The organism is Nonomuraea coxensis DSM 45129 (genome assembly GCF_019397265.1).
Lineage (GTDB): Bacteria > Actinomycetota > Actinomycetes > Streptosporangiales > Streptosporangiaceae > Nonomuraea > Nonomuraea coxensis.
Genome location: NZ_CP068985.1, coordinates 1467336 through 1493077, shown reverse-complemented (window position 1 = coordinate 1493077; position 25742 = coordinate 1467336). Strand labels below are relative to the sequence as shown.

Below are 25742 nucleotides of genomic sequence, written 5' to 3'. Positions count from 1 at the left end.
CTTTAGCAGCCCTGCGCTCCGGGTCGGCTTGCCACCGGATGACATGGCTGACCGTGGTCAATAGTCCTCAGCTGATCGACGCTGATTTTGGCCATCCAGCGATCATGGGAGCAACGGGCCAGGTCCTCAGCGGTGACCTCGGCCGGGTCGAAGATCCTGGTGATCAGTCGGATGCGCTCGCCCTTGCGGTCGGGCACCGCTCAATCGATCACCCGGACAATCACCGCATCTTCGGGATCGAGGTCCCGGCCCTGTCCGCTCAGGCGGACCACGCCGCAAGGAGTTCCGCCGGACCGTACGCGGCGTCGAGCCCCGTGCAGTCGGTCCCGCTGCGCGAGGCGGCGACCACCGGGACGGGATCCGACGTGAGCGCGGCGCGGTGCCGGTGCAGCGCCGCGAGATCGTGCCGGTCGAACGGGGAGTTCTCGAGCCACTTCACCGAGCCGACGAAGAGCAACTCCTTGGCGATCGGCCCACGGTCCGCTCCCACGATGTCGATCTCCACATCGTTGGTACGGGTCCAGTAACCACCTATGACGGGGGCGGCGGGAAGGTTCGCGTCGGGCAGCAGCCGTGCCAACGCCTCGCGCACCAGAGGTTCGACGGCCCTGCCGCGCCAGCTGGTCCAGTTCTCGCGGATGCGGCGCAGCGTCAGGTCACCTCGGCCCCGCTCGATCTCCTCCATCGCCGGACCCAGGAGCTTCAGCCAGAAGCGGAGGTGGGAGTCCTTGACCCGGTAACGGCGGTCCTTCGAGGGCCGAGTCGAAACAGGAAGCTCTGCCGCGATGACCCGCTTGTCCGTGAGAAGCTCCAGCGCCCGATGGAGCGGGGTCGCCCCGATCCCGCCGGCGGCGCGGGCGATGTTGGTGAAGTTCCGCGCACCGCTGCCGATCGCTGAGAGGACAACGCGGCAACTAGGCGAGGGCGCCGGCCAGCCAGTCGAAGGCCCGCTCCTGCATCGGGACGTCGAAGCTGTGCGGCACGCCGGCGAAGACCGCCTCGTACGCGCCGGGGGCGTCCCGGTAGCGGGCGGCGATCGTCTCGTGGGCGCGGCGCATGCCCGCGGCGGGGAACAGCTCGTCGCGGGTGGCGTACTGCACCATGAGCGGGGCGGGGGCGCGGGAGGCCACCAGGTCCGGCCAGTCGGCCAGGCGCGGCAGGCCAGGCGGGTAGAACATCCAGGTGTGCCGGGCGACGTGCCCGTCCAGCAGGTCGCGGTAGCTGCTGGCCATCGCGGCCACCACGACCGCGTCCATGTGCTCGTCGAACGCGCCGAGCAGCCCGGCGCGCAGGCCGCCGCCCGACAGGCCCGCGCAGCCGGTCCTCGACACGTCGGGACGGGAGCGCAGGTACGCCGCGGCGGCCAGGTCCTCGCCGGCGACGACCCCGGCGAACGAGGTGCCGAGCACGGCGCAGTGCTTGGCCACCACGTGCTCGTGGGCGCCGGCGGCGGCGTCGTAGCGGTCGGCCTCGCTCTCCGGGCCCGGCGGCAGGTCGAGCGGGAAGCGGCGGCTGCCCCACACGAACACGTCGTGCGCGAGGACCACGAAACCGCGGCGGGCCAGGGCGTTGGCGAACGCCCGGCCGCCGTAGAGGTCCGCGCGCAGCCTCGCCACCTCAGGGGACGGGCCCTCGGGGGCGTCGGCGATCTTCTCCTTGCCGGCCCATTTCATGCCGGCGTGGCAGTGCAGCGCCACCACGCCGGGGAGCGGGCCAGAGAGCGGGCCGGTCGCGTCCGCGGGCTTGAGCAGGAACGCGCGGGTGCGCGGGCCGAAGCCGACGGACCACGACAGCTCCTCGCCGTACAGGTCGCCGTCGGTCCAGGAGCGCTCCACCCGCACGTCGTCAGCGTGCAGGTCGAGCACCCCCATCGCGTCCCGCGCCGCCTCCCGCAGCTCCGGGCCGGGCTCGGGGTAAACCCCGAACTGCGCCCCGGTGACCCCGGCCAGCTCCCGGAAGAGCTCAGCCGACACGGGTGCCGTGGTCCGACAGGTGGACCGGGGCGCCGGTGCGGGCGGAGAGGGTGGCGGCGACGCCGGTCAGCACGCTGCGGATGCCGTCGCGGTAGCCCGCCTGGCGGGCCAGGGGGTCGCCGTCCGGCCCGCGGAAGACGTCGTTCAGCAGCAGCCGGTCACCGCCCCCGTGCCCGCCCGCGCCGCTCTCGATGGCGATCTCCTCCGGCTCGCTCCAGTGCCGCCGCAGCAGCAGCCGCTCGGACGAGCCGGTCGCGTGCTCCTTGGCGGCCGCGCTCGGGTCGATGGCCGCGTGCGGCGGCGTCCACTCCCGCTCGACGACGTCCAGCTCCAGCCGCCCGGCGGTGCCGTTGAAGGCGACCCGGTAGCCTTCCCACGGAGCGTGGGCGTGCAGCGAGTAGGTGAGGATCGCCCGGTTGGTGTAGCGCACCAGCACCGACATGTTGTCGTCGATGTCGATGCCCTCGCCGAAGACGTCCTGGTCCCGGACGTAGCCGTCCTCGTGCTCGGCGTCCAGGTAGAGGCGCTTGAGCCGGGGATCGGCGGAGATGTCCAGGATGAACGGGTCCGAGCCCAGCCCGGGAGCGCCCTGCCCTCGCTCGGGGCGCTCCTCGACGCCGCGCTCCCTCGCGTTGGCGGCGCCGTAGAAACGCAGGTCGGTCTGGGCGAAGACGAGCTCGGGCGCGGCGCCGAGCCACCAGTTGACGAGGTCGAAGTGGTGGGTCGACTTGTGCACGAGCAGCCCGCCCGAGCTGGCCCGCTGCCGGTGCCAGCGGCGGAAGTAGTCGGCGCCGTGGATGGTGTCCAGCGTCCACTCGAAGTGCACGGAGGTCACCTCGCCGATCGCGCCCTCCATGAGCAGCCGGCGCACCGCGGAGTTGCGCGGGGAGTACCGGTAGTTGAAGGTGACGATCAGCTTGCCGCTGCTGCGCTCCGCGGCGGCGGCGATGGCCGCGCAGCCCTCGGCGTCCACGGTGAGCGGTTTTTCGACGATGACGTCCCGACCGGCGTCGAGCGCCGCGCACACGTAGCGGGCGTGCGTGGCGTCGACGGTCGTGACGATGACCGCGTCGGCGAGCTCGAGCACCTTGTCGAACTCATCGGGCGCGAAGCACGGCACCTCCTGGCCGATCCGCTCGACGTAGTAGTCCATGCGGGTCCGGTTGAGGTCGCACAGGGCGACGATGGTGCCGGCGTCACGCCACTCTCCGAGCAGCGCGTCGACGTACATCTGCGCGCGGTGCCCGAGCCCGACGAACGCGTACCTCATGTCTCTCCTCAGCCGGCGATGGAGGCGTTGGCCTCCGTGATGAACTTCTGGGCGGCGTCGTCAGGCGTCATCCGGCCGAACATGACCTCCTCGGAGTACCGGGTGAGGATGTCCTCCATGGCGCTCGCGCCCTTCGGCGGGGCGGGCGGCGGGTCGGACATCTCGCCGCGGGTCTTGTCGAGGAAGTCGAGCGTCTTCTTGTCGGCGTCCGGCAGCTTGTCCCGGACCGCCGCGAGCACCTTGGAGCTGGCGGGCAGGCCGCGGTCGCTGAGGATGATCTGGCCCGCCTCGGGGTCGTTGACCATGAAGTCGATGAACTTGGCCGCCTCGGCCGCGTGCGCGGACTTGGAGGAGGCGGTGTAGAACATCGCGGGCTGCAGGAACATGCCGCCCGTCGTCGCGCCCTGGACCTTCGGCATGCGCAGCAGCTCCAGGTTCTGGCCGGACGCCTTCGCCGCCGCGCCGAGCTGGTTGCTCCACCACATGCCCATCGCGCCGCTGTTGGTGCCGAGCAGCGACTGGTCGATGCTGGTGGCGCCGATCTCGGAGCTCTTGGCGGCGTCGGGGGCGCCCTTGGTCTTGATCAGGTTCTGCATGATGCCCCACCAGTCCTTGACGGTCTGGGGGCTCAGGCCGAGCTTGTTGCCGTTGTAGAAGGGCTCGCCCTTCTGCGCGGCGTAGATCTGGAGGTAGGCCGGGTTCCAGCTGAGCTGGGTGCCGATCTGCTTGCCGCCGCTCCCCGAGGTGATCTTGGAGGCGAACTGCACGAAGTCGTCCCAGGTCCACGAGGTGTCGTCGGGCAGCTTGGCGCCGCTGCTCTCGACCGCGGCCGGGTTGACGATCAGCGAGAAGGCGTTGACGCCGGTGGGGATGGCGAACTGCTTGCCGTCGATCGCGCCGGTGGACAGCACCTTGGCGTCGATGTCGGCCGTGTTGACCTTGCTGGCCAGGTCGGCCAGCGTGCCGCGGTCGGCGTACTCGCGCAGGCCGCGGATCTCCAGGGTGATCACGTCCGGCGCGTCGTTGCCGGCGACCTTCGTGGACAGCGTCTCGTAGTAGCTGGCGAAGTCGGAGAACTCGCCCTCGACGTCGATGGTGGGGTTCTTGGCCTCGAACTTCTTGATGGCCTCTTCGGTCATCTTCTGCCGAGCGTCGCTGCCCCAGTAGGAGAAGCGCAGCTTGATCTTGCCGTCGGCGGTCTCGCCGCCGCTGCCGCCACTGCCGCACGCCGCGGTGACCGCCAGCACGGCGGTGGCCAGCAGCGCCGCCGACCACGTCTTCTTGCCAGAGCTCACGGCTCTACCTCCTAGGGGGTGTTCGGTTGGGGGGGTGGGTGAAGGGACTACTTCAGGCCGGTGGTGGCCACGCCGCGGATGAGGTACTTCTGGCCGACCAGGAAGAAGCCGAAGATCGGCCCCAGCGCGAGGATCGACATGGCGAACATCGGCCCCCAGGACGAGTCGCTGCTGGCGTCCAGGAACGTACGAAGTGCCACCGGAACGGTGAAGTTGTCCGGATTGTTGAGGTAAAGAAGCTGGCTGAGGAAGTCGTTCCACGTCCAGATGAACGTGAAGATCGCGGTCGTGGCCAGGGCCGGCAGGCAGAGCGGCATGACGACCCTGAGGTAAATCCGCCAGTATCCCGCCCCATCTATCTCGGCTGCCTCGTCCAGCTCCCTGGGCAGTGTACGGATGAACTGCACCATCAGGAAGATGAAGAACGCGTCCGTCGCCAGCACCTTCGGCATCACCAGCGGCCAGATGGTGTTGATCAGGTCGAGCTCGGAGAACATGATGTACTGCGGCACGATCACCACGTGGTGCGGCAGCATGATCGTGCCCAGCATGAGGGCGAACCACAGCTTCTTCAGCGGGAAGGTCAGCCGGGCGAAGGCGTACGCGGCCAGCGAGCAGGCCACCAGGTTCGCCACCACCGACAGCGCGGTGATCACGGCCGAGTTCCACAGGTAGTAGCCGAAGGGGTGCTTGAGCGCGTACCAGCCCTCGGTGTAGTTCTCCAGGGTGACCGTGCTGGGCCACAGGCCAGGCTCGCGGAAGATCAGCTCCTCGGGCTTGAGCGAGCTGGAGATCATCCAGAGCAGCGGGTACAACATGACCAGGCCGAAGCCGATCAGCAGCACGTGCTTGACCAGCGGTCCGCCGTTGAGGGGGCGGAACAGGACCGGGACCGGCCGCCTACTTGTCGTCGCCATAGAAGACCCAATACTTGGAAGCGAGGAAGTTCACCCCGGTGAGGGCCGCGATGATGAGCAGCAGGACCCACGCCATCGCGGCGGCGTAGCCCATGTCGTAGCTCTTGAAGCCCTTGAGGTAGAGGTAGAGGGTGTAGAACAGCGTCGAGTCGGCGGGGCCGCCCTTGCCGTTGCTCACGATGAAGGCCTGCGTGAACGACTGGAACGACTTGATGATCTCCAGCACGAGGTTGAAGAAGATGATCGGCGTCAGCAGCGGCATCGTGATCGACTTGAACTGGCGGAGCACGCCCGCGCCGTCCACCGCGGCGGCCTCGTAGTAGCTCGACGGGATCTGCCGCAGGCCGGCCAGGAAGATGATCATCGGGGCGCCGAACGTCCACACGTGCAGGAGGATCAGCGTGCCGAGCGCGGTGTCGGGGTCGCCCACCCAGCCCTGACCCTCGATGCCGAAGATCCCGAGCACCGCGTTGACCAGGCCGTCCGCGCCGAACACCTTGCGCCAGAGGATGGCGATGGCCACGCTGCCGCCCAGCAGGGAGGGCAGGTAGAAGATCGAGCGGTAGAACGACAGGCCGCGCAGCCCGCGGTCGAGCACCAGCGCCAGGGCGAGGGCGAAGGCCAGCTGCAACGGGACCGAGACGACCACGTAGATGGTGGTCACCTTGAGCGAGGCGATGAACCTCGGGTCCTCGGTGAACATCCGGACGTAGTTGTCGAGCCCGATCCACTTGGCCTCCTGGAGGAGGCTGTAGTCGGTGAAGGAGAGGTAGAGCGAGGCGAAGATCGGACCGATCGTGATGACGAGCAGGCCGAGGAACCAGGGCGCCAGGAAGAGGTAGGCGGCCCGCGCCTCGCGGCGGGAACGTTTGGTGGAGCGGTGACCGCCCTGCGCGGGTGGACTCGCCGCCTTCCGGGGCTTCACCGCCACCGAGTCAGCCATGACGGAACTCATTCGTCATCACGGACCTTCCGGCGAAATGTGAATGGATAGCGCTTTCCTATAGCTGCCGGGAAAGTTACGTCAACCCTTTGCAGGCGTTACATAGCCGTTACCGATATATCGCCACGGCGTTTCCCCTGGTGACACGGGTGCCCTCCGGAGAAGTCAGACAAATTTGCTTCTGGATTAGTACAACCGGTTGCAGCAGGCACGCTATCGTGGCGCTGCGGTCGAGTCCCTGACGACCAGCCGGGTCTCCAGCGACGTCGTGGCGGCCACCTCCTGGATGAGCAGATCGACCGCCAGCCGGCCGGCGGCGGCCGTCGGCATGGCCACAGTGGTGAGCTTGGGCCGATTGAGCCGTCCTGGAACGATATCGTCGATCCCCACCACGGAGACGTCCCCGGGCACCTCCAGTCCGAGATCGCCGAGCCCCTCGATGAGCCCGATGGCCACGAGGTCGTTGTAGGCGAGCACGCCGGTCGCCCCCGACTCGCGCACCCGCTCGGCGGCGGCGAACCCGCCCCGCTCGGTCGGCGCGTTCGGCCCGAGGACCACCAGGTCGACGCCGGGCACCTGCCCGGCGGCGGTGCGGATCTCGTCGCTCGTCCACGAGCCGGCCGGCCCCGCGACCAGGGCGACGCGGCGGTGCCCGAGCCCGGTCAGGTGCTCGACCGCGAGCCGCGCCCCGTGGCCGACGTCCATCAGCACGGTCGCCGCGCCCCGCAGCCGCCGGTTGATGACCACGAGCGGCACCCGCTCGGCCAGCCGCTCCAGCACCTTGTTGGAGGAGCGCGGGCTGCACAGCACCACGCCGTCCACCTGTTTGGAGAACGCCTGGATCAGCTCCTCCTCGGCGGCCGGCTCCTCGTCGGTGTCGGCCACGAACAGGTGGTAGTCGCGCTGCCTGGCGGCCGCGTGCGCCGCCTTGATGAGCGGGGGGAAGAACGGGTTGGCGATGTCGGCCACGATGAGCCCGAGGTTGTGCGTACGCCCGGTCGTGAGCGCCCGGGCCGCCCGGTTGGGGCGGTAGCCCAGCTCCTCGGCCACCGTCAGCACCCTGCTGCGGGTGGCCGCGTTGACCATGTGGGGCGCGGAGAACGTCCGCGACACCGTGGACACATGCACGCCGGACGCCCGGGCCACATCACGAATCGTCACAGTCACAGACACTCACCCTAACGCAACCGCTTGCAGAACCCACGAGTACGCTGAAAGCGCTTGCCGGTCCACCCCATGCCCGGACCTGCCGGAAACCCCCTGGTAGCACCGAGGCCAGGAAATCACCTCTTGACGCCCGGCCCCGGGGACACAAAGGTTTAGTGCAACTGTTTGCAGTCTTGAAGGAGCCCCTCACGGTGAGCAGAGTCCTCGTCACGGGAAGCGCGGGACGCCTCGGCCGCAGTGTGGTCGCCACGCTGGCGGCGGCCGGGCACGAGGTCATCGGCGTCGACAGCGCCCCCGGGACGCCGGAGGAGGCCGCGGCCACCTTACCCGCCGACCTCACCGACACGGGAGAGGCGTTCGAGGTCGTCGCGCGCTTCCGCCCCGAGTCGTTGATCCACCTGGCGGCCATCGCCACGCCGTTCAGCCGCCCCGAGTCGGTGATCTTCAAGGTCAACACGCAGCTCGCCTTCAACGTGTGCGAGGCGTCCGTGACGCTCGGCGTGCGGAACGTGGTGATCGCCAGCAGCCCCACGGTCATCGGCTACGGCGCGCCCGGCGGATGGGCGCCGGCGTACCTGCCGATCGACGAGGAGCACCCGGTGCGGCCCTGGAACGCCTACAACCTGTCGAAGGTCGCCGCCGAGCAGACCATGAAGACGTTCGCCGAGGCCGGCACCACGCACTTCGCCGCCATCCGGCCGTGCTTCGTCATCGCCCCCGAGGAGTGGGCGGGCGCCCCCACCCAGTCCGGCCACACCCTCACCGAGCGCCTCGACCGGCCCGAGCTGGGCGGGGTTTCGCTGTTCAACTACGTGGACGCCCGCGACGCCGCCGAGTTCACCGGGGTGCTCATCGAGGCGCTGCCCGAGCTGCCGAACGGCGAGGTGTTCTTCGTCGGCGCGGCCGACGCCCTCGCCAGGGAGCCGCTGGCCGAGCTGCTTCCCCAGGTGGTGCCGGGCACCGAACCGTACGCGGCGGGGCTCACCGGCGCCTCCCCCGCCTTCTCCACCACCAAGGCAGAGCGCCTGCTCGGCTGGCAGGCCAAGCGGAGCTGGCGCACCGAGCTCAAGGAAGACTCCTGATGAATCTCAGCGGTGTGCTGTTCTTCCCCGTCACCCCCTTCGACGCCGAGGGCAGGCTCGCCGAGGAGGTGCTGGCCGAGCACATCGGGCGGGGCCTGGAGCACGGGCCCGGCGGCGTGTTCGTCGCCTGCGGCACCGGCGAGTTCTCCGCCCTCTCCGAGGCCGAGCACGAGCGCGCGGTCCAGGTGGCGGCCGGCGTGGTGCGCGGCCGGGTGCCGCTGTTCGCGGGCGCGGGCGGGCCCCTCGGCGCGGCGCTCAACCAGGCGCGGGCCGCGCGGGCGGCCGGGGCCGACGGGCTGCTGCTCATGCCGCCGTACCTGGCGCAGGGGCCCGCCCACGGCCTGCGCGCGTACGTGGAGGCGATCGCGGCCGAGCTGCCGGTCATCGTCTACCAGCGCGGCTCGGTCGTGCTGGAGCCCGAGGCCGTGGTCGAGCTGGCCGGCGTCCCCGGCGTGATCGGGCTCAAGGACGGGCTCGGCGACATCGACCGCATGCAGCGGACCGTGCTCGCCGTGCGCGAGGCGTACCCGGACTTCCTGTTCTTCAACGGGCTGCCGACGGCGGAGCTGACCATGCCCGCCTACCGGGGCATCGGCGTGGAGCTCTACTCCAGCGCGGTGTTCGCGTTCGCGCCGGAGATCGCGAAGGCGTACCTGAACGGCGACGAGCGGCTGCTCACCGAGTTCTACGCCCCCCTCGTACGGCTGCGCGGCAAGGTCCCCGGCTACCCGGTCGCCCTGGTCAAGGCCGGCGTACGGCTGCGCGGCCTGGACGTCGGCGCGGTCCGCCCGCCGCTCGTGGACGTGAGCGACGACCACCTGGCGGAGCTGGAGGCGCTGATCAAGAGCGGCCTGGAGCTGGCGGCGTCATGACGGTCGCCGACCTGCGCACCGAGCTGCGCACCGCCCCGCTCCCCCGCCCCTGGGGCGCCGACGTGCCGGCCAACCACGTCGTCGTCACGCACGTCACGCTCAAGGACGGCCGCACCGGCACCGGCTTCTCGTGGACGCCGCAGATCGGCGCGCACGCCGTGCGGGCGCTGCTCGACCACGACCTGCGCGAGGCGCTGATCGGCCTGCCCCCGCACCCGGAGGTGGTGTGGGACCGGCTCTGGCGGCACACCCGCGAGGCCGGCCCCGGCGGGATCACCACGATCGCGCTGGCCGGGATCGACCTCGCCCTGTGGGACCTGCGCTGCGGCGACGCCGCCCTGCCCGACGTGCTCGGCCGGCGGCGCGACGAGGTGCCCGTCTACGGCAGCGGGGTCAACCTGCACTACTCGCTGGAGGAGCTGGTCGAGCAGGCCCGCCGCTGGACGGCCGCCGGCCTCACCGGCGTCAAGATCAAGGTGGGCCGTCCCGACCTGGCCGAGGACGTCGCCAGGGTGGCCGCCGTCCGCGAGGTCATCGGCCCCGACCGGCTGCTCATGATCGACGCCAACCAGCGCTGGGACCTGCACCGCGCCCGGCGGGCGATCGCCGCGCTGCGGGAGTTCGGCCTGCACTGGATCGAGGAGCCGCTGCCCGCCGACGACGTGGCCGCGCACGTGGAGCTGCGCCGCTCCATCGACGTGCCGGTCGCCGTCGGCGAGAACGTCTACACCGTCTACGGCTTCCGCGACCTGCTGGCCGCCGGGGCCTGCGACGTCGTCCAGCCGAACGTGGTCCGGGTCGGCGGCATCACGCCGTTCCTGCGCATCGCCGAGCTGGCCAGGACGTACGACGTCCCGGTCTACCCGCACCTGCTGAGCGAGCTGTCCGGGCAGCTCGCGCTGGCCCTGCCGCTGCCGGCCATGGCCGAGGACGTGGAGGACGCCTCCTTCGCCGCCCTCGGGCTGCTGCGGGAGCCGTACCCGGTGGAGGTGTCCGGTGGCATGCTGCGCGCGGGCGGGCACGCCGGACTCGGACTGAGGTGGTCATGATGGAGAAGGTCGTTCTGGCAGGGGCCAACGGGCACGGCCGGCACCACCTGGGCAACCTGCGCGCCCTCGCCGCCCAAGGGCTGGTCGAGCTGGTCGGGATCTGCGACGTGCGGCCGGTCGAGGTCGACTTCGGCACGCCGCTGCAGTCGCCCGACCTGGGCGAGCTGATCGAGAAGACCGGCGCGGAGTTCACCATCATCTGCACGCCGATCCACACGCACGCCGACCTCGCGGTGACCACGCTCAGGGCGGGCTCCCACGTGCTGCTGGAGAAGCCGCCGGCGCCCAGCCTCGAGGAGCACCGGCGGATCGCCGCGGCGGTCGAAGAGACCGGGCGGGCGCTCCAGGTCGGCTTCCAGTCGCTCGGCTCGGCGGCCGTCCCCGCGCTGCGCGAGCTGATCGCGAGCGGCGCGCTCGGCACGGTGCGCGGCATCGGCGGCGCGGGCGCCTGGGAGCGGCCGGCGGCGTACTTCACCCGCTCGGCCTGGGCCGGCAGGCGCCGGCTGAACGGCGTGGACGTCGTGGACGGCGCGCTCACCAACCCGTTCGCGCACGCCGTCGCGACCGCGCTGGCGCTCACCGGCAGCGGCGTCGCCGGCATCGAGACCGAGCTCTACCACGCCAACCCGATCGAGTCGGACGACACCTCCTGCGTACGGATCCGGCTCGACGACGGGCTGACGATCACGGTCGCGGTGTCGCTGTGCGCGGCCGAGCGGCACGAGCCGTACCTCGTCGTGCACGGCGACCGGGGCCGCGCCACGCTCGTCTACACCCAGGACCAGCTCCGGGTCGAGCACGCCGACGGCTCGGTCACCACCACCGTCCACGAGCGCACCGGCCTGCTGGAGAACCTCATCGACCACGTCAGGACGGGCGCGGAGCTGCTGGTGCCGCTCGCCCGCACCGAGGCGTTCACCGAGGTGCTGGACGCCGTGCGGCGCGCCCCCGAGCCGCTGCCGATCCCCGAACGGCACCAGGTGGTCGAGCGGGACGCGGCCGGGCAGGTCGTGCGCCGGCTGCTGCCCGGCATCGCCGGGCTGACCGCCCGCAGCGCGGACGAGCTGGCGCTCTACTCGGAGCTGGACGCGCCGTGGTCGCGGGTGAACCTGCTGGCCGGCGGCACGGAGGTGGCGTCCTACGAGATCCGGCCCGACCTGCCGGCCACCGACTCGCCCCGGCCGTACCTGCACCGGGTGCGGACGCTGGGCGGGGTCGAGGTCACCGAGGTGCGGCCCGAGGACCACGTGCACCACCTGGGCGCGGGCGTGGCGATCTCCGACCTCGGCGGGGTGAACTTCTGGGGCGGGCGCACGTACGTCAAGGACCAGGGGCCGGCCTGGCTGGACGACCACGGCACGCAGCGGCACCGGGCGTTCACGAGGCTCGACGACGACGGCTTCGCGGAGGAGCTGGAGTGGGTGGGCCCGGACGGGCGGGTCGTGGCGCGCGAGGAGCGGGTCGTCGCCGCCCGGCCGGTGGGGGACGGCGCGTGGGCGCTCGACTTCGCGTTCACGCTGACGAACCTCACCGGGGCGCCTGTCGAGGTCAACAGCTCGGCCACCAAGGGGCGCGCGGGGGCGGGCTACGGCGGCTTCTTCTGGCGCGCGCCCGGCACGTCCACGGACCGGGCGACGCTTCCCGGGGGCGAGGAGGCCGTGCACGGGAGTCGCGACCGGTGGGTGGCGCTGTCCGGCACGGACCCGGACGGGCGGGACTGGACGCTGGTGTTCGTCCAGGACGACGGAGACGCCTGGTTCGTGCGCAACGCCGAGTATCCGGGGGTGGGGCAGGCGCTGGCCTGGGACCGGCCGCTGGTCGTCGATGAGCGGCTGACCCGCCGGGTCGTCACGATCGTCGCCGACGGCCGCCTGACCGCCGGCCAGGCCGCCGCCCTCGCCGCCCAGGTCTGACCCCCGTCACTCGCCGGCCTCGGGGGCCGCGGGGCGGGGGCCGGTGGACTCGTGGCGGAGGAGGCGGAGGGCGCCGCGGGAGAGGGCCGTCAGGATGTCGGCGCACTCGTCCAGGTCGGGGTAGCGGCCCTCCAGGTGGCCGATGGCGAGGGCGTTGGTGGCGGCGTTGATGCCCTCGGCGATCATCTCCAGCCGCCGCCGGTCCCGCTCGTCGTCGGCGGTGTAGCCGAGCGCGGCGAGGTCGGCGGCGTGGTGGTCGCGGTAGGCCGCGGCCGACCGCACGGCGAAGTCCCGCAGCGACGACGACGGGTCGTGCCGCGCCCGGAGCTGGATGCGCAGCAGCTCGGGGTGGCGGCAGATGGCCTCCAGCGGGATGCGGAAGGTCTCGCGGTGCCGCCGGAGGTCGCCGGGCTCCTCGCGGGCCTTGCGCCGGGCCTCGCGCATCGCGCCGCGCAGCCGTTCGCCGCCCTCCTCGGCCAGCACCCGCAGCAGGTCCTGCATGTCCTTGAAGTGCACGTAGAAGCTGGACTGGGCGATCCCGGCGGCCTTGGCCACCTTGACGGTGCTCAGTCCGGCCTCGCCCTCCTGGTCGAGGATCGCGAGCGCGGCCCGGATCAGCCGCCGCCGGGTCTGGTCCTTCGCCTCGCTTCTGCTGAGCGGTGTCGTCATCACGCGGTCCTCTAGGGTCTTGTGCGATTTTTCACCGATAGTACTATCGGTGAAATTGCTCTCGGGGGGACGATCCGGGAGGAGGCGTGTATGAAACGCTGGAGAACGCCGGCCACGCTGTTACTGGCCACGGCCGTGCTGCTGGCCTGCAGCGGCCAACGCCCGGTGGCCGGCCCGCCGGGCGGGCCGGCGTCCGCGGGCTCGTCGGCGGCGGCGTCGGGGCCCACGCAGGGCGGCCGGCTGGTGTACGGGCTGAGCGCCGACGCGAACGGGTTCAACCCGGTGACCGACCAGTTCGCGGCACAGAGCTACAGCATGGTCACCACGATCATCGAGCCGCTGGTGGCGGTGGCCGCCGACGGGAGCTGGAAGCCGTACCTGGCGGAGTCGGTCACCCCCAACGACACGTACGACGAATGGACGATCAAGGTCAGATCGGGCATCGCCTTCTCCGACGGCATCCGGCTGACCGGTGACATCGTCAAGGCCAACCTGGAGGCGCAGAAGGCGTCGCCGCTGACCGCGGCGGTGTTCGTGCCCATCAAGTCGTTCGAGCTGGCCGACCCGATGACGGTCAAGGTCAGGCTGTCGCAGCCGTGGGTGGCCTTCCCCTACTACCTCGCCGCCCAGAACGGCATGATCGTGCCGCCCGCCTCGCTCGCCGACCCGAAGACGGCCAGCCTCAAACCGGTCGGCACCGGGCCGTTCCTGTTCAAGGAGTACGTGCCGGACAACCGAATGGTCGTCGTCAAGAACCCGCACTACTGGCGGCAGGGGCTGCCGTACCTGGACGAGATCGAGTTCCGCGTCCTGCCGGACAGCCAGACCCGCGCGCAGACCCTGGAGGCCGGCGGCATCGACGCCATCGGCACCTCCCGCGACGAGGACCTGACCAAGTTCGGCGCCATGAAGGACGCCTACACCGTGCACCGGTCCCAGGGCATGGCGGTCGCCGAGTACATGTTCCTGCTCAACACCGCCGTCGCGCCGCTCGACGACGTACGGGTGCGCCGCGCCCTCGCCCACGCCACCGACCGCAAGACGGTCATCTCGACCCTGCGCGGCGGGCTGACCGAGCCGGCCGACGGACCCTGGTCGAAGGACTCCCCCTGGTACGCCGCCGGCGGCTACCCCGACTACGACCTCGCCAAGGCCACCGCCCTCGTCAAGGAGGTCGAGGCGGAGAAGGGCCCGATCCGCTTCGAGCTGATCTCCACCCCCGACCCGAACACCATGCAGGGCGTCGAACTGGCCCAGGACATGTGGCGCAAGGCGGGCATCGAGGTGTCGATCAAGCAGGCCGACCAGGCCGACCTGATCAACCGCGCGATCACCGGCGGCTACCAGGCCACCGTGTGGACGCAGTTCTCCGCCCAGGACCCCGACGGCGAGTACATCTGGATGCACCAGGCGTACGCCAAGCCGGTCGGCGCCATCTCGCTCAACATGACGAGGCTCAAGGACGACCGGCTCAGCAAGGCCTTCGACGTCGGCCGGATCAGCCCGGACGAGGCCACGCGCAAGCAGGCGTACGCGACCGTGCAGGAGCGCCTGCGCGAGCTGGTCCCGTACGTGTTCGTCGACCACCTCGACACCGGCGCGATCATCGCCCGGTCGCGCGTGCAGGGCATCGGCGAGCACGCGCTGCCGGACGGCGAGAAGGGGCTGCCGCTGACCGGCTCGCCCATCCCCTACCACCCGTTCACGCAGATCTGGGTCACCCAGCGGTGATCGTCGTCCACCGGCTGGTCCGGCTCCTGATCGTGCTGCTCGCGGTCACCTTCCTGTCGTACGCACTGCTCAACCTGCTGCCCGGCGATCCGGTCACGCAGATCCTGGGCCTGTCGGCGACGGAGGAGGCCCGCGCGCAGGTGCGCCAGGAGCTGGGCCTGGACCAGCCGCTGCTGGTGCGCTATCTCGACTGGCTGGGCGGGATCGCGACCGGCGACTTCGGCACCTCGTACATCACCAGGATGCCGGTCGCCGCGGAGCTGGCCGAGCGCCTTCCCGTCACGCTGGAGCTGCTGGTCGCGGCGCAGGTCATCGCGCTCGGCCTGGCGATCCCGATCGGCGTGGCCGCCGCCCGCCGCGCGGGCCGGGCCCTCGACCAGGCGCTCACCGCCCTCAGCTTCGCGCTGCTGTCGACGCCCGTGTTCGTGCTCGGCGTGCTGCTCATCCTGGTCTTCGCGGTGACCTGGCAGGTCGTGCCCGCGACCGGGTGGACGCCGATCTCGCTCGACCTGGGATGGAACCTGACGTCGGTGATCCTGCCGGCGGTCACGCTGGGCTGCGGGCAGCTCGCCGTCTACGCGCGGCTGCTGCGTACGGACCTGATCGCCACCCTCCAGGAGGACTACATCACGCTCGCCCGCGCGCGCGGGCTGTCGCCGCGCCGCATCCTGTGGCGGCACGCGCTGCGCCCGTCCGCCATCACGCTCATCACCGCCGTCGGGCTCAACCTGGGCGCGCTCATCGGCGGCGCGGTCATCATCGAGACCCTCTTCGGGCTGCCCGGCGTCGGGCGGCTCATCGTCGACTCCATCTTCTCCCGGGATTACCTGTCCGTTCAGGGAGGCGTCGTGCTGATCTCGGTCGGCTACGTGGCCGTCAACGTCGCGGTGGACCTCGTGTACGCCGCCGTGGACCCCAGGATCCGTCGTGCGTAGGGCCTGGCGGCGGCTGCGCGGGACGCGCCTCGGGCTCGGGTTCTGGCTGGCGACCGGCTGGATCCTGCTGGTGCTGCTGGCCGCGCTGCTGGCGGACGTGCTGCCGCTCGCCCGCTACGACGAGACGCTGGCCGGCCCGCCCCGGTCGGGGCCCTCGCCGGCTCATCCCTTCGGCACCGACGGGCTCGGCCGCGACGTGCTGAGCCGCGTGGTGCACGGGGCCCGCGTCTCGCTCGGCGTCGGTCTCGGCGCGGTGCTGCTCGGGCTCGCCATCGGCGCGCCGCTCGGGCTGCTCGCCGGCTACCGCAGGAAGGCCGCCGACGCGGTGATCATGGCGTTGAACGACGTGGCGCAGGCGTTCCCCGCGCTCGTCTTCGCGCTGGCCGTGGTGGCGTTCGCGGGCGCGAGCCTGCGCAACGTGATCATCGTGCTGGGCGTGCTCGGGGTGCCGTCGTGGGTGCGGCTCGTGCGCGGGTCCACGCTCACCTACGCCGGACGGGAGTTCGTGCTCGCCGCCCGGGTGCTCGGCGTCCGCGACCGGCGCATCCTGTGGCGCGAGGTCGTGCCGAACGTCGCCGTGCCGGCCTCGTCGTACGCCTTCATCGGCATGGCCGTGGTCATCGTCGCCGAGGGCAGTCTCGCCTTCCTCGGCCTGTCGGTCCAGGCGCCCACGCCGACCTGGGGCGGCCTCATCAACGAGGGCCGCACCATCATGGAGGACGCCCCCAACGTGGTCCTCGCGCCGTCGGTCGCGATGTTCCTGACCGTGCTGTCGTTCAACCTGGTCGGCGACCGGCTGCGGGCGCTGACCGACGTGCGGGAGATCGGCCTGGAGCCGGTGCGCCAGGCGGTGGCCGCCGTCCCCGCGCCGGCGGCGCCGCACCCCGTGCGGGACTGCCTGCTCCAGGCCGAGGACGTGCGGACCCACTTCGTCACCCCGCGCGGCCTGGTCAAGGCCGTGGACGGGGTCTCGTTCACGCTGGAGCGCGGCCGGACGCTGGCCGTCGTGGGCGAGTCGGGGTCGGGGAAGTCGATGCTCATCCGGTCGATCCTGGGCCTGCTGCCCGGCACGGCGGTGCGCGGCGGCACCGTCTACCTGTCGGGCGACGACCTGACCGCCCGCTCGCCCGCCGAGATGCGCTCGGTGCTGGGGCCGCGCCTCGGGACCGTCTTCCAGGACCCGATGACCGCGCTCAACCCGGTGCGGACCATCGGCGCCCAGGTGAGCGAGCCGCTGCGGGTGCACCTGCGGATGGGCCGGCGGCAGGCGCGCGAGGAGGCCGTGCGGCTGCTGGCCTCGGTCGGCATCCCCGACCCCGCCCGCATGCTGCGCCGCTATCCGCACCAGCTCTCCGGCGGGATGCGGCAGCGGGTGACCATCGCCATGGCGCTGTCGTGCGGGCCCGACGTGCTGTTCGCCGACGAGCCGACGACCGCGCTCGACGTCACCATCCAGGACCAGGTGCTGCGGCTGCTGCACCGGCTGCGCGAGGAACGCCACATGGCCGTGGTGCTGGTCAGCCACGACCTGTCGGTGGTCGCGCGCTGGGCGGACGAGGTCATCGTGATGTACGCCGGGCGGGTCGTCGAGCGGGGACCGGCGGCCGAGGTGTTCGCCCGGCCGCGCATGCCGTACACGGAGGCCCTGCTCCAGGCGGCGCCCCGGCTCGCCGACCCGGCCCACCACCGGCTCCGGGTCATCCCCGGCCGGCCGCCGGACCTGTCGGACCTGCCCGCCGGGTGCGCGTTCGTGGCGCGGTGCGCGTACGCCGGGGACCGCTGCGCCGCCGAGACGCCCCCGCTGGTCGAGGAGGAGGGCCGCGCGTTCGCGTGCTGGCGTCCGCTTCCGCACCGGCCGCTGAACGAGACCTCCTTGGAAGGGACGCGCATCGATGGCCGGTAGCGGGAACGCGCACCTGCGCCCACGTGACGAGGTGCTGCTGCGGGTGGAGGATCTGGTCGTGGAGTTCCCCGCCGGTCGCGGCTCCGTGCGCGACCCGAGCCCAGGCCCCGGGCTCGGCCGCGCCCGCCGGCGCACGGTGAGCGCCGTCGCCGGGGTCAGCTTCGACCTGCGCAGGGGCGAGACGCTCGGCATCGTCGGCGAGTCCGGCTGCGGCAAGTCGAGCGCGGCCCGCGCCCTGGTGCAACTGCCGAAGCCCCGCTCGGGCTCGGTGTTGCTGGACGGCGAGGAGCTGACCGCCCTGCGCGGCGAGGCGCTGCGCAGGACCCGCAGGCGGCTCCAGATGATCTTCCAGGACCCGATCTCCTCGCTCAACCCGCGCCGCCGCGTCCGCGACATCGTCGGCGAGGGCCCCCGCGTGTGGCGGCTGCCCGGCGACCGGGTGGACGAGGTGCTGGAGGCGGTCGGCCTCGATCCGCGGACGGCGGCGGAACGGCGTCCGCACGAGTTCTCGGGCGGGCAGTGCCAGCGCATCTCCATCGCCCGCGCCCTGATCCTGGAGCCCGAGGTGGTGATCTGCGACGAGCCGGTGTCGGCGCTGGACGTGTCGGTGCAGGCCCAGATCCTCAACCTGCTGGAGGACCTCAAGGCGCGGTACGAGCTGACGCTCGTCTTCATCGCCCACGACCTGGCCGTGGTGAAGAACGTGAGTGACCGCGTCATGGTGATGTATCTGGGCAAGGTGTGCGAGCTGGCGCCGGGCGAGGACCTCATCTCCCGGCCCGCGCACCCGTACACCCGGGCCCTGATCGCCTCCATCCCGAGCAGCGCCCGCCCCCTTTCCGCCCCGGCGGAAACCCTGATCGCCGGCGAGCCGCCCTCCCCCGTCGACCCGCCCTCCGGCTGCCGTTTCCGTACGCGCTGCCCGCGCGCCACGGACCGCTGCGCCCAGGAGGAGCCCCAGATCCGGCAGATCGGCGAAGACCACTGGCTGGCCTGCCACAACCCCGCACAGAACCGCTGAGAGGTGCCATGGCCATCGACTTCACCCTCGCCCCGGAGCACGAGGAGATCCGCAAGCGGGTCCGCTCGTTCATCCAGGGCACCGTCATCCCCGCCATGGAGGAGGTGCGGGAGGACGACCGGGACGCCTACCTGCGCGCCATCTTCCGGCTCCGCTCCCAGGCGAAGGCCGAGGGCCTGTGGCTGCCCCACATGCCGAAGGAGTGGGGAGGCATGGGGCTGGGGCACGTCGAGCTGGCCATGGTGCAGTCGGAGGCGGCCAAGACCCGCATCGGCCCGTGGGTGCTCAACTGCCAGGCCCCTGACGAGGGCAACATGCACACCCTGCTGCACTGGGCGACGGACGAGCAGAAGGAGAAGTATCTCCGCCCGCTGCTGGAGGGCACCCAGATGTCCTGCTTCGCGATGACCGAGCCCGAGGTCGCCGGCTCCGACCCGACCCTCATCCGGACGACCGCCGTGCAGGACGGCGACGAATGGGTGATCAACGGCCACAAGTGGTTCATCTCCAACGCCCGCCGGGCCGGCTTCGCCATCCTCATCGCCCGCACCGAGCAGGACGTGCCCGAAGGCACCCGCGGCGCGACCACCGCCTTCCTCGTGGACCTGCCCAACCCCGGCTGGAAGGACGTCCGCGAGGTGGAGACCATGCACGGCTCCACCGGGCACAGCGAGATCGTCATCGAGGACCTCCGCCTGCCGGACACCGCCATCCTCGGCGGCCGCGGCAACGGCCACCGCCTCGGTCAGTACCGGCTCGGGCCGGCCCGCCTCGCCCACTGCATGCGCTGGATCTCGCAGGCGGAGACGGCCCTGGACATGATGGTCGAGCGCGCGCTCAACCGCTACAGCCACGGCTCCCTGCTCGCCGAGAAGCAGGGCATCCAGTGGCTCATCGCCGACTCGGCGATGGAGCTCTACCAGTGCAAGCTGATGGTCCTGCACGCCGCCTCCAAGATCGACAAGGGCGAGGACTTCCGTACGGAGGTCTCGATGGCCAAGCACTTCGTCGCGAACAGCCTCAACCGCATCGTGGACCGCGCCATCCAGGTGCATGGCGCGCTGGGCTACTCGACGGACACGCCGCTCGCGCACATGTTCCAGCACGCCCGCTGGGCCCGCTTCGCGGACGGCGCGGACGAGATCCACCAGATGCGGATCGCCGAACGCACCATCGCCGCCTACCAGGCCACCGGCTCCACCAGCTCGGCCACCGGCGGCCTGCCCATCTGACCCCACACCGCCGGCGGTCCTCCGGGGCCGCCGGCACCCCCATTTGCCCCCATTGCCCGCCTTCTTACCGGCTGCTAGCGTGATCGTCGTCGACCGGAGGACCTCCGGTGAAGGCCATCCGCCACCACGCCTACGGCGGCCCCGACGTGCTCGAACTCGAGGACGTCCCGGCCCCCGAACCCGGCGACGAGGACGTCCTGATCCGGGTTCGCGCGGCCGCGGTCGGCCCCGGTGAGTGGCACCTCATGCCCGCCTTCCGCCCGGGCGACGAGGTGTTCGGCTGCGCCGGCGGCGCCTTCGCCGAGTACGTCACCGTCCGCCACGACGGACTGAGGCCGAGATGAGAAACCTCTCATCTCGGCGGGGTCGCCCGCAGGCGAACACCGTCCACGTCTCCGCTCTCCCCGGTGTGGACGGGGCTGCGGGCCCGTTCCGAATGCGAACCCCCTGGCCGGGAAGGAACCGCCTTATGATCGACGATTATCTGGGCCACTGGTGGGTCCTGGCCTTGCGAGGGGTGCTCGCCCTGATCTTCGGCATTCTCGCCGTCGTCTGGCCGGGGATCACCCTGCTGGTACTGGCCGTCGTGTTCGGCGCGTACGCGCTCGTGGACGGCATCCTCGCCGGTGTCTCCGCCGCCCGCGCGGCCAAAGGGCAGCGCGCCCCGCTGATCCTGCTGGCCCTGGCCGGCGTGATCTTCGGGATCCTGTGCCTGATCTGGCCCGGCGTGACGGTGCTGGTCATCACGCTGCTCATCGGGATCTGGGCGGTCGTGACCGGCGTCTCGGAGATCATGACGGCGATCAGGCTGCGCCGCGAGATCCAGGGCGAATGGCTGCACGTCCTCAGCGGCGCGCTGTCGGTGGTGTTCGGCGTGCTGGTGCTGGTGTGGCCGGCGACCGGGGCGCTCGCCGTCGCGCTGCTCATCGGCATCTACGCCATCCTGGCCGGGATCGTGCTGATCGTCCTCGCCTTCCGCATCCGGCGGCTGCGGACGCAGGCCGTGACCTGACGCGCGTTAGGCGGACCGCCCCACGGGCAGACCGCTGGACATGCCGGAAACGACACCACCACAGCAGAACCAGCAGTACCCCGGCCGTACGGACGAGATGTCCCCTGAGCCGCGCGACGAGATGCGCGACTACGTCGGCCGGAACCTGCTGGAGGGCAGGAAGGCGCTGATCACCGGAGGCGACTCGGGCATCGGCAGGGCCGTCGCGGTGGCCTTCGCGAAGGAGGGCGCCGACGTCGCGATCGCCTACCTGAGCGAGCACGAGGACGCCGCCCACACCCGCAAGCTGGTCGAGGAGGCCGGCCACCGCTGCGTGCTGCTGCCCGGCGACCTCGCCGACCCCGCGCACTGCGGCTCGGTCGTCGCGCAGGCGGTGTCCGAGCTGGGCGGGCTGGACGTCCTGGTCAACAACGTCGCCTACCAGGCGCCGGTGGACGGTCTGGAGGAGCTGTCCGACGAGCAGTGGGAGCGCACGTTCGCGGTCAACATCCACAGCTATTTCCGCGTCACCAAGGCCGCGCTCCCCCATCTGCGCGAGGGCAGCGCGATCATCAACACGTCCTCGATCAACGGCCTGCGCGGCAACAAGACGCTCATCGACTACGCCGCCACCAAGGGCGCGATCAACGCGTTCACCTACTCCATGGCCCAGAACCTGGCCGAACGCGGCATCAGGGTCAACGCCGTCGCGCCCGGCCCGGTCTGGACGCCGCTGATCCCGGCCACGATGCCGGAGGGGAAGGTGGAGAAGTTCGGCGAGCAGGTGCCCATGGGCCGGGCCGCCGACCCGGACGAGATCGCCCCCTCGTACGTCTTCTTCGCCGCGAACCGCATGTCGTCGTACTACACCGGCGAGGTCCTCGCCCCCATCGGCGGCGAGACGCTGCCCGGCTGAGGTTTGCCGATCGCCCTCAGCGGTACGGTCCCCATCAGGGGGAACATGAAGAAGATCGCCGCTGTAGCAGGGCTCGTGGTGGTGACCGCGATGGGAGGTCCCGCCGCCGCAGGTGACGGCACGCAGCCGCACGACGTCAGCCAGGAGCAGTATCGGACCCTCATCTCCCAGTGCCGCTACGCCGACACGGCGAAAGCACGGGCGCGCTGCCGCGCCGAGGTCAGGGAGCTGTACCGCGTCGGCAGGACGGACAAGACGCTCGACTGCCGGACCTACTCCGGCATCACCGTGTGCGGCACGCTCAGGCTGAACAAGTCCGAGCGGGCGTGCGTGCGGGACTCCGTCGCACAGGGCCTGCCGTACCGGCGGGCCGAGGTCGAGTGCTACGCGTTGACATGATCCTCGTGGGGGTGGACGGGTCGCGCACCGGGCTGGAGGCGGCGGCGTGGGCGGGGGCCGAGGCGGCGCTGCGCCGTACGCCCCTGACCGTGGCCCACGTCGTCGCCCGGTGGGTGTGCGAGGACGAGAGCAGCCGCTACGCCGAGGTCGGCCGGTGGCTGCGCGAGGGCGGCGCGACCGTGCTCGCGGCGGCCGAGGAACGGGTGCGCAGGGAGAACCCCTACGTCGAGGTACGCACCGAGCTGCTGCCCGGCGACCCGCGCGCCGCGCTCATCGAGGCCGCCGCGGACGCCGAGCTGCTGGTCGTCGGCAGCAGGGGGATCGGCGGCATCCGCGGGCTGCTGGTCGGGTCCGTGGCGCACGGGGTGGCCGCGCACGCCCGTACGGACGTGGTGCTGGTGCCGGCGCGGCCCGCGGGCGCGGCGGGGGCGCGCGGCGAGATCGTGGCCGGCGTCGACGGCTCCCCCGACGGCCTGCGGGCGCTGGACTTCGCCCTGGCCGAGGCGGGCAGGCGCGGCGTACCGCTGCGGGCGGTGCACGGATGGGCCTGGCCGCAGGTCACGGGGTTCGGGCCGGCCGACCCCGACAGCGAACAGGACGTGCTGCGCGAGCTGCGGACCCTGGTGGCGGAGCGGCGCGAGCGGCATCCGGGCGTCGCGGTCGTGACGGAGGTTGTCCACGGCCATCCGGTCGAGGTGCTCAAGGAGGCGGCGGCGGGGGCGGACCTGCTCGTGGTCGGCTCGCGCGGCCACACCTACTTCGCCGGGCTGGTCCTCGGCTCGGTCAGCCAGGCCCTGCTCCATCACGCGCCGTGCCCGCTCGCCGTGGTACGCCGCTGAAAGTTACACGCTTCCGTACGGCATCGCCGCAGGTCGCGGCTCCTTGACCGGTTAGCCGCTTTCCGTCGTACGACGGCGCTCCTACGATCAGCGCCAGACGACGACGGGAGAGCGGACGATGCGCAAGACCAGCGGTGCGCTGGCGGCGTTCCTGGCCCTGGCCGCAGTGGTGATGTACCTGACCACCACGCCGGCCGGCGCGGCCGCCATCAGGATCATGCCCTTGGGAGACTCGATCACCGGGTCGCCGGGCTGCTGGCGAGCCCTGCTCTGGAACAAGTTACAGAGCACCGGTTACACCGACATCGACTTCGTCGGCACGCTGCCGCCCCAGGGCTGCGGGGTCGCCCACGACGGCGACAACGAGGGCCACGGCGGCTACCTGGCCACGAACGTGGCCAACCAGAACCTCTTGCCCGGCTGGCTCTCCGCCACCAGGCCCGACGTCGTCATGATGCACTTCGGCACCAACGACGTGTGGAGCAACATCCCGCCGGCGACGATCCTCGGCGCGTTCACCACGCTGGTGAACCAGATGCGGGCCAGCAACCCCGCCATGAAGATCCTGGTCGCCAAGATCATTCCGATGAACCCGTCAAGTTGCGCCGACTGCGGCCAGCGCGCGGTCACGTTCAACAACGCCATCCCCGCCTGGGCCGCGTCCACCTCGACCGCGCAGTCCCCGGTCACCGTGGTCGACCAGTGGACCGGCTTCAGCACCGCCACCGACACCTACGACGGGGTGCACCCGAACGCGGCGGGCGACCAGAAGATGTCGGACAAGTGGTATCCGGCGCTGGTGAACGCCCTGTCCGGCGTCACCCCGACCCCGACCGTCACCCCGACCGTCACCCCGACGGTCACGCCCACCACGGGGGCCGGATGCACCGCCACCTACCGGAACGCCGGCCAGTGGCAGGGCGGCTTCCAGGGCGAGGTCACCGTCAAGAACACCGGCACGACGCCGATCAGCGCCTGGACCGTGCGCTGGACGTTCGCCAACGGCCAGCAGGTCACCCAGATCTGGGGCGGCACGCTGAGCGCGAGCGGCGCGAACGTCACCGTGCGCAACGAGAGCTGGAACGGCTCACTCGCGCCCGGCGCGTCCACCACATTCGGCTTCCTGGGCTCCTACAGCGGCACCAACACCGCCCCCAGCCCCACCTGCTCCTGACGACCGATCCCCTGACCGTCCCCTGAACCGTCCCCTGAACCGTCCCCGCCGGCCACGGAGGCCGGCGGGCCGTTCATGAGCCGGCCTTCACCACCGGCGGCCCCTCACTGGCCTGCACCAGCACGAACCCCTGCCCCCTGAACGCGAGCTGCATGGCCTCCCCGCTCCCCCGCCCGATAAGCGCCCCCACCTTGACCGTACGGTTCACGCCCACCTCCAGCTGCGTGCTCCAGCACACGGCCGACTGCGCGTCCGCGTACGTCGGCATGCGCGCCGCGTCGAGCAGCACCGGCGTGCCGTGCGTGGTCACCGCCACCCACCCGGTGCCCGCGACGGTCGTGTTGAACAGCCCGCCGGCCGCCATCCCCGCCCCCTGAACCCGCTTGATGTCCCAGGTGAGCGACGGCTGGAACGCCAGCAGGTTCCGCCCATTGACCGTCAGCCCCTCGTTCTCCAGATAGAACAGGTGGATGTCGTCGGCGTTGTCCGCGAGGTACAGCAGCCCCTGGCCGCGCACCCGCATCAGCGCGGCCCCTTCGCCCGTCACCGCCTTCTTCAGCAGCTTCCCGAGCCCGCCGCCCTCGTAGTCGAAGTCCATCTGCCCCTGGAAGGCCACCATGGACCCCTGCTTGGCCAGCACCTCCGAGGGCAGCTCCACCCGCAGCATCTTGCCGTTCTGCAGGACGAACCCGCCCGGCAGCCCTTGCCCCTCCAGATTGCCGAACACCGAGCTACGCACGCCCTCGACCCCCCGCCACTCCGCGCTTCTGTCCCTGCTCCGCCAGCGTACGGAACATTTCGGACCTCCGCGCGGGCCGCCTTCGGCGGCGGGCAGGGAGCCCGCCGATCAGCCTCGGGCCGCCAGCTCCCGTACGACCTCGATCAACTCCGCCGGATCGAACGGCTTCGTCAGGTAGGCGTCCACCCCGATCCCCAGCCCGCGCCGCCGATCGTCGTCCTGCGCCCGCGCCGTTACCAGCACCACCCTGATGTGGCTGGTGTCCGGCTCCGTACGCAACTTCTCGGCCGTGGACCAGCCGTCGAGATGCGGCATCATGACGTCGAGTGTGATGACATCCGGCTTGACCTCCCGTACCCGATCCAGGCAGTCCTGCCCGTCGGTGGCGGTCTCCACCTCGAACCCCTCAAGGTTGAGGTTGACCGCGATGAGCTGCCGGATGACCTCGTCGTCATCCACGACCAGTACTTTTCCCAGAACCTCGGCCACGGCCGCCAAGCTAACTCCTGAGGCCGTGCCCGCGCGGGGTTTCGCGGGATGTGTTCGACGAGCGTTATCTGGTGCCGACCACTCCCCGGATGCTGATAGCCTTTTCCCTTGTTGAGCCCCCTTAGCTCAGGGGATAGAGCACCGGCCTCCGGAGCCGGGTGCGTAGGTTCGAATCCTACAGGGGGCACTCATCACCAGCCAGGTCAGACATCGTCTGACCTGG

25 protein-coding genes and 1 tRNA gene are annotated in these 25742 nt (G+C 71.4%); 16 read left to right on the top strand and 10 right to left on the bottom strand.

Features of this window, described 5'->3' with window-relative positions:
- Positions 1–259: 259 nt before the first annotated feature.
- From Nocox_RS42840 to Nocox_RS07315, 7 genes are all read right to left on the bottom strand, one after another.
- Entirely contained in the window at positions 260–685 is a 426-nt protein-coding gene (locus tag Nocox_RS42840) for a DUF234 domain-containing protein (protein WP_020544447.1), read from the bottom strand.
- A 229-nt stretch (positions 686–914) separates the two neighbouring features.
- Positions 915–1973: a dienelactone hydrolase family protein gene (locus Nocox_RS42835; protein WP_020544448.1), complete on the bottom strand. Its 1059-nt coding sequence runs from the start codon at positions 1971–1973 to the stop codon at positions 915–917.
- Complete coding sequence (locus tag Nocox_RS07335; RefSeq protein ID WP_020544449.1) at positions 1963–3243, bottom strand: Gfo/Idh/MocA family protein; 1281 nt, start codon at positions 3241–3243, stop codon at positions 1963–1965. Before Nocox_RS07335 ends, Nocox_RS42835 begins: the two co-directional genes overlap by 11 nt.
- 8 nt (positions 3244–3251) lie before the next feature.
- Positions 3252–4538 carry an ABC transporter substrate-binding protein gene (locus Nocox_RS07330; protein ID WP_020544450.1) on the bottom strand — a complete coding sequence of 429 codons (1287 nt, stop codon included), beginning with the start codon at positions 4536–4538 and terminating at the stop codon, positions 3252–3254.
- 47 nt (positions 4539–4585) lie between these two features.
- Positions 4586–5455 (bottom strand): carbohydrate ABC transporter permease, encoded by an 870-nt coding sequence (locus Nocox_RS07325; protein ID WP_020544451.1) that lies wholly within the window; start codon positions 5453–5455, stop codon positions 4586–4588.
- Positions 5439–6398, bottom strand: coding sequence for a carbohydrate ABC transporter permease (locus Nocox_RS07320; RefSeq protein ID WP_020544452.1), 960 nt, complete (start codon positions 6396–6398; stop codon positions 5439–5441). Before Nocox_RS07320 ends, Nocox_RS07325 begins: the two co-directional genes overlap by 17 nt.
- A 213-nt stretch (positions 6399–6611) precedes the next feature.
- Entirely contained in the window at positions 6612–7565 is a 954-nt protein-coding gene (locus Nocox_RS07315) for a LacI family DNA-binding transcriptional regulator (protein WP_026214592.1), read from the bottom strand.
- A 191-nt stretch (positions 7566–7756) separates the two neighbouring features.
- Here Nocox_RS07315 and Nocox_RS07310 point away from each other — a divergent pair, with 191 nt between their 5' ends.
- Genes Nocox_RS07310 through Nocox_RS43915 form a run of 4 tightly spaced genes read left to right on the top strand, consistent with a single transcriptional unit; the run spans position 7757 to position 12481 of the window.
- Complete coding sequence (locus Nocox_RS07310; RefSeq protein WP_026214593.1) at positions 7757–8647, top strand: NAD-dependent epimerase/dehydratase family protein; 891 nt, start codon at positions 7757–7759, stop codon at positions 8645–8647.
- The gene (locus tag Nocox_RS07305; protein WP_020544455.1) at positions 8647–9519 is read left to right on the top strand and encodes a 5-dehydro-4-deoxyglucarate dehydratase; all 873 of its coding nucleotides are present in this window, start codon (positions 8647–8649) and stop codon (positions 9517–9519) included. The genes Nocox_RS07310 and Nocox_RS07305 overlap by 1 nt, the downstream gene beginning before the upstream one ends.
- Positions 9516–10568 (top strand): mandelate racemase/muconate lactonizing enzyme family protein, encoded by a 1053-nt coding sequence (locus Nocox_RS07300; RefSeq protein ID WP_020544456.1) that lies wholly within the window; start codon positions 9516–9518, stop codon positions 10566–10568. Before Nocox_RS07305 ends, Nocox_RS07300 begins: the two co-directional genes overlap by 4 nt.
- Entirely contained in the window at positions 10565–12481 is a 1917-nt protein-coding gene (locus tag Nocox_RS43915; protein WP_157383177.1) for a DUF6807 family protein, read from the top strand. Before Nocox_RS07300 ends, Nocox_RS43915 begins: the two co-directional genes overlap by 4 nt.
- Positions 12482–12487: 6 nt before the next feature.
- Here the strand turns inward: Nocox_RS43915 and Nocox_RS07290 are convergent, their stop codons facing one another.
- Positions 12488–13150 (bottom strand): TetR family transcriptional regulator, encoded by a 663-nt coding sequence (locus Nocox_RS07290; RefSeq protein WP_020544458.1) that lies wholly within the window; start codon positions 13148–13150, stop codon positions 12488–12490.
- A 90-nt stretch (positions 13151–13240) separates the two neighbouring features.
- Between Nocox_RS07290 and Nocox_RS07285 the strand changes: the two genes are divergently transcribed.
- The 11 genes from Nocox_RS07285 to Nocox_RS07235 all read left to right on the top strand — a co-directional run bounded on the left by Nocox_RS07285 (position 13241) and on the right by Nocox_RS07235 (position 24291).
- The gene (locus Nocox_RS07285) at positions 13241–14881 is read left to right on the top strand and encodes an ABC transporter substrate-binding protein (protein ID WP_020544459.1); all 1641 of its coding nucleotides are present in this window, start codon (positions 13241–13243) and stop codon (positions 14879–14881) included.
- Positions 14878–15816 carry an ABC transporter permease gene (locus tag Nocox_RS07280; protein WP_020544460.1) on the top strand — a complete coding sequence of 313 codons (939 nt, stop codon included), beginning with the start codon at positions 14878–14880 and terminating at the stop codon, positions 15814–15816. Before Nocox_RS07285 ends, Nocox_RS07280 begins: the two co-directional genes overlap by 4 nt.
- Positions 15809–17719 (top strand): dipeptide/oligopeptide/nickel ABC transporter permease/ATP-binding protein, encoded by a 1911-nt coding sequence (locus Nocox_RS07275; RefSeq protein WP_020544461.1) that lies wholly within the window; start codon positions 15809–15811, stop codon positions 17717–17719. The genes Nocox_RS07280 and Nocox_RS07275 overlap by 8 nt, the downstream gene beginning before the upstream one ends.
- Complete coding sequence (locus Nocox_RS07270; RefSeq protein WP_020544462.1) at positions 17709–18740, top strand: ABC transporter ATP-binding protein; 1032 nt, start codon at positions 17709–17711, stop codon at positions 18738–18740. The genes Nocox_RS07275 and Nocox_RS07270 overlap by 11 nt, the downstream gene beginning before the upstream one ends.
- 8 nt (positions 18741–18748) lie before the next feature.
- Positions 18749–19972 (top strand): acyl-CoA dehydrogenase family protein, encoded by a 1224-nt coding sequence (locus tag Nocox_RS07265; RefSeq protein WP_020544463.1) that lies wholly within the window; start codon positions 18749–18751, stop codon positions 19970–19972.
- A gap of 107 nt (positions 19973–20079) precedes the next feature.
- A complete protein-coding gene (locus Nocox_RS07260; protein ID WP_020544464.1) occupies positions 20080–20316 on the top strand; it encodes an MDR/zinc-dependent alcohol dehydrogenase-like family protein in 237 nt (78 codons plus the stop codon).
- 125 nt (positions 20317–20441) lie between these two features.
- Positions 20442–20984, top strand: coding sequence for an HdeD family acid-resistance protein (locus Nocox_RS07255; RefSeq protein WP_020544465.1), 543 nt, complete (start codon positions 20442–20444; stop codon positions 20982–20984).
- A 40-nt stretch (positions 20985–21024) separates the two neighbouring features.
- The gene (locus Nocox_RS07250) at positions 21025–21879 is read left to right on the top strand and encodes an SDR family oxidoreductase (RefSeq protein ID WP_026214595.1); all 855 of its coding nucleotides are present in this window, start codon (positions 21025–21027) and stop codon (positions 21877–21879) included.
- Positions 21880–21924: 45 nt separating this feature from the next.
- Positions 21925–22278 carry a hypothetical protein gene (locus tag Nocox_RS07245; protein WP_063711649.1) on the top strand — a complete coding sequence of 118 codons (354 nt, stop codon included), beginning with the start codon at positions 21925–21927 and terminating at the stop codon, positions 22276–22278.
- Positions 22275–23117 (top strand): universal stress protein, encoded by an 843-nt coding sequence (locus Nocox_RS07240; protein WP_026214596.1) that lies wholly within the window; start codon positions 22275–22277, stop codon positions 23115–23117. The genes Nocox_RS07245 and Nocox_RS07240 overlap by 4 nt, the downstream gene beginning before the upstream one ends.
- 118 nt (positions 23118–23235) lie before the next feature.
- The gene (locus tag Nocox_RS07235; RefSeq protein WP_020544469.1) at positions 23236–24291 is read left to right on the top strand and encodes a cellulose binding domain-containing protein; all 1056 of its coding nucleotides are present in this window, start codon (positions 23236–23238) and stop codon (positions 24289–24291) included.
- A 73-nt stretch (positions 24292–24364) separates the two neighbouring features.
- Here Nocox_RS07235 and Nocox_RS07230 read toward each other — a convergent pair whose 3' ends face one another.
- Together Nocox_RS07230 and Nocox_RS07225 are read right to left on the bottom strand one after the other, a co-directional pair.
- Positions 24365–25030: an AIM24 family protein gene (locus tag Nocox_RS07230; protein WP_051112617.1), complete on the bottom strand. Its 666-nt coding sequence runs from the start codon at positions 25028–25030 to the stop codon at positions 24365–24367.
- A 108-nt stretch (positions 25031–25138) separates the two neighbouring features.
- Complete coding sequence (locus Nocox_RS07225) at positions 25139–25519, bottom strand: response regulator transcription factor (RefSeq protein ID WP_033409739.1); 381 nt, start codon at positions 25517–25519, stop codon at positions 25139–25141.
- A 115-nt stretch (positions 25520–25634) separates the two neighbouring features.
- Here Nocox_RS07225 and Nocox_RS07220 point away from each other — a divergent pair.
- Positions 25635–25706: transfer RNA gene (locus Nocox_RS07220), tRNA-Arg, on the top strand.
- The last annotated feature ends 36 nt before the right edge of the window (positions 25707–25742 follow it).

Excerpts from the sequence above, each read along its gene's own strand:
- Nocox_RS42840 (WP_020544447.1), bottom strand. The coding sequence starts at position 685 with ATGGAGGAGATCGAGCGGGGCCGAGGTGACCTGACGCTGCGCCGCATC.
- Nocox_RS07335 (WP_020544449.1), bottom strand. The coding sequence starts at position 3,243 with ATGAGGTACGCGTTCGTCGGGCTCGGGCACCGCGCGCAGATGTACGTC.
- Nocox_RS07325 (WP_020544451.1), bottom strand. The coding sequence starts at position 5,455 with ATGGCGACGACAAGTAGGCGGCCGGTCCCGGTCCTGTTCCGCCCCCTC.
- Nocox_RS07320 (WP_020544452.1), bottom strand. The coding sequence starts at position 6,398 with ATGGCTGACTCGGTGGCGGTGAAGCCCCGGAAGGCGGCGAGTCCACCC.
- Nocox_RS07305 (WP_020544455.1), top strand. The coding sequence starts at position 8,647 with ATGAATCTCAGCGGTGTGCTGTTCTTCCCCGTCACCCCCTTCGACGCC.
- Nocox_RS07300 (WP_020544456.1), top strand. The coding sequence starts at position 9,516 with ATGACGGTCGCCGACCTGCGCACCGAGCTGCGCACCGCCCCGCTCCCC.
- Nocox_RS43915 (WP_157383177.1), top strand. The coding sequence starts at position 10,565 with ATGATGGAGAAGGTCGTTCTGGCAGGGGCCAACGGGCACGGCCGGCAC.
- Nocox_RS07290 (WP_020544458.1), bottom strand. The coding sequence starts at position 13,150 with ATGACGACACCGCTCAGCAGAAGCGAGGCGAAGGACCAGACCCGGCGG.
- Nocox_RS07285 (WP_020544459.1), top strand. The coding sequence starts at position 13,241 with ATGAAACGCTGGAGAACGCCGGCCACGCTGTTACTGGCCACGGCCGTG.
- Nocox_RS07270 (WP_020544462.1), top strand. The coding sequence starts at position 17,709 with ATGGCCGGTAGCGGGAACGCGCACCTGCGCCCACGTGACGAGGTGCTG.
- Nocox_RS07265 (WP_020544463.1), top strand. The coding sequence starts at position 18,749 with ATGGCCATCGACTTCACCCTCGCCCCGGAGCACGAGGAGATCCGCAAG.
- Nocox_RS07255 (WP_020544465.1), top strand. The coding sequence starts at position 20,442 with ATGATCGACGATTATCTGGGCCACTGGTGGGTCCTGGCCTTGCGAGGG.
- Nocox_RS07250 (WP_026214595.1), top strand. The coding sequence starts at position 21,025 with ATGCCGGAAACGACACCACCACAGCAGAACCAGCAGTACCCCGGCCGT.
- Nocox_RS07245 (WP_063711649.1), top strand. The coding sequence starts at position 21,925 with ATGAAGAAGATCGCCGCTGTAGCAGGGCTCGTGGTGGTGACCGCGATG.
- Nocox_RS07240 (WP_026214596.1), top strand. The coding sequence starts at position 22,275 with ATGATCCTCGTGGGGGTGGACGGGTCGCGCACCGGGCTGGAGGCGGCG.
- Nocox_RS07235 (WP_020544469.1), top strand. The coding sequence starts at position 23,236 with ATGCGCAAGACCAGCGGTGCGCTGGCGGCGTTCCTGGCCCTGGCCGCA.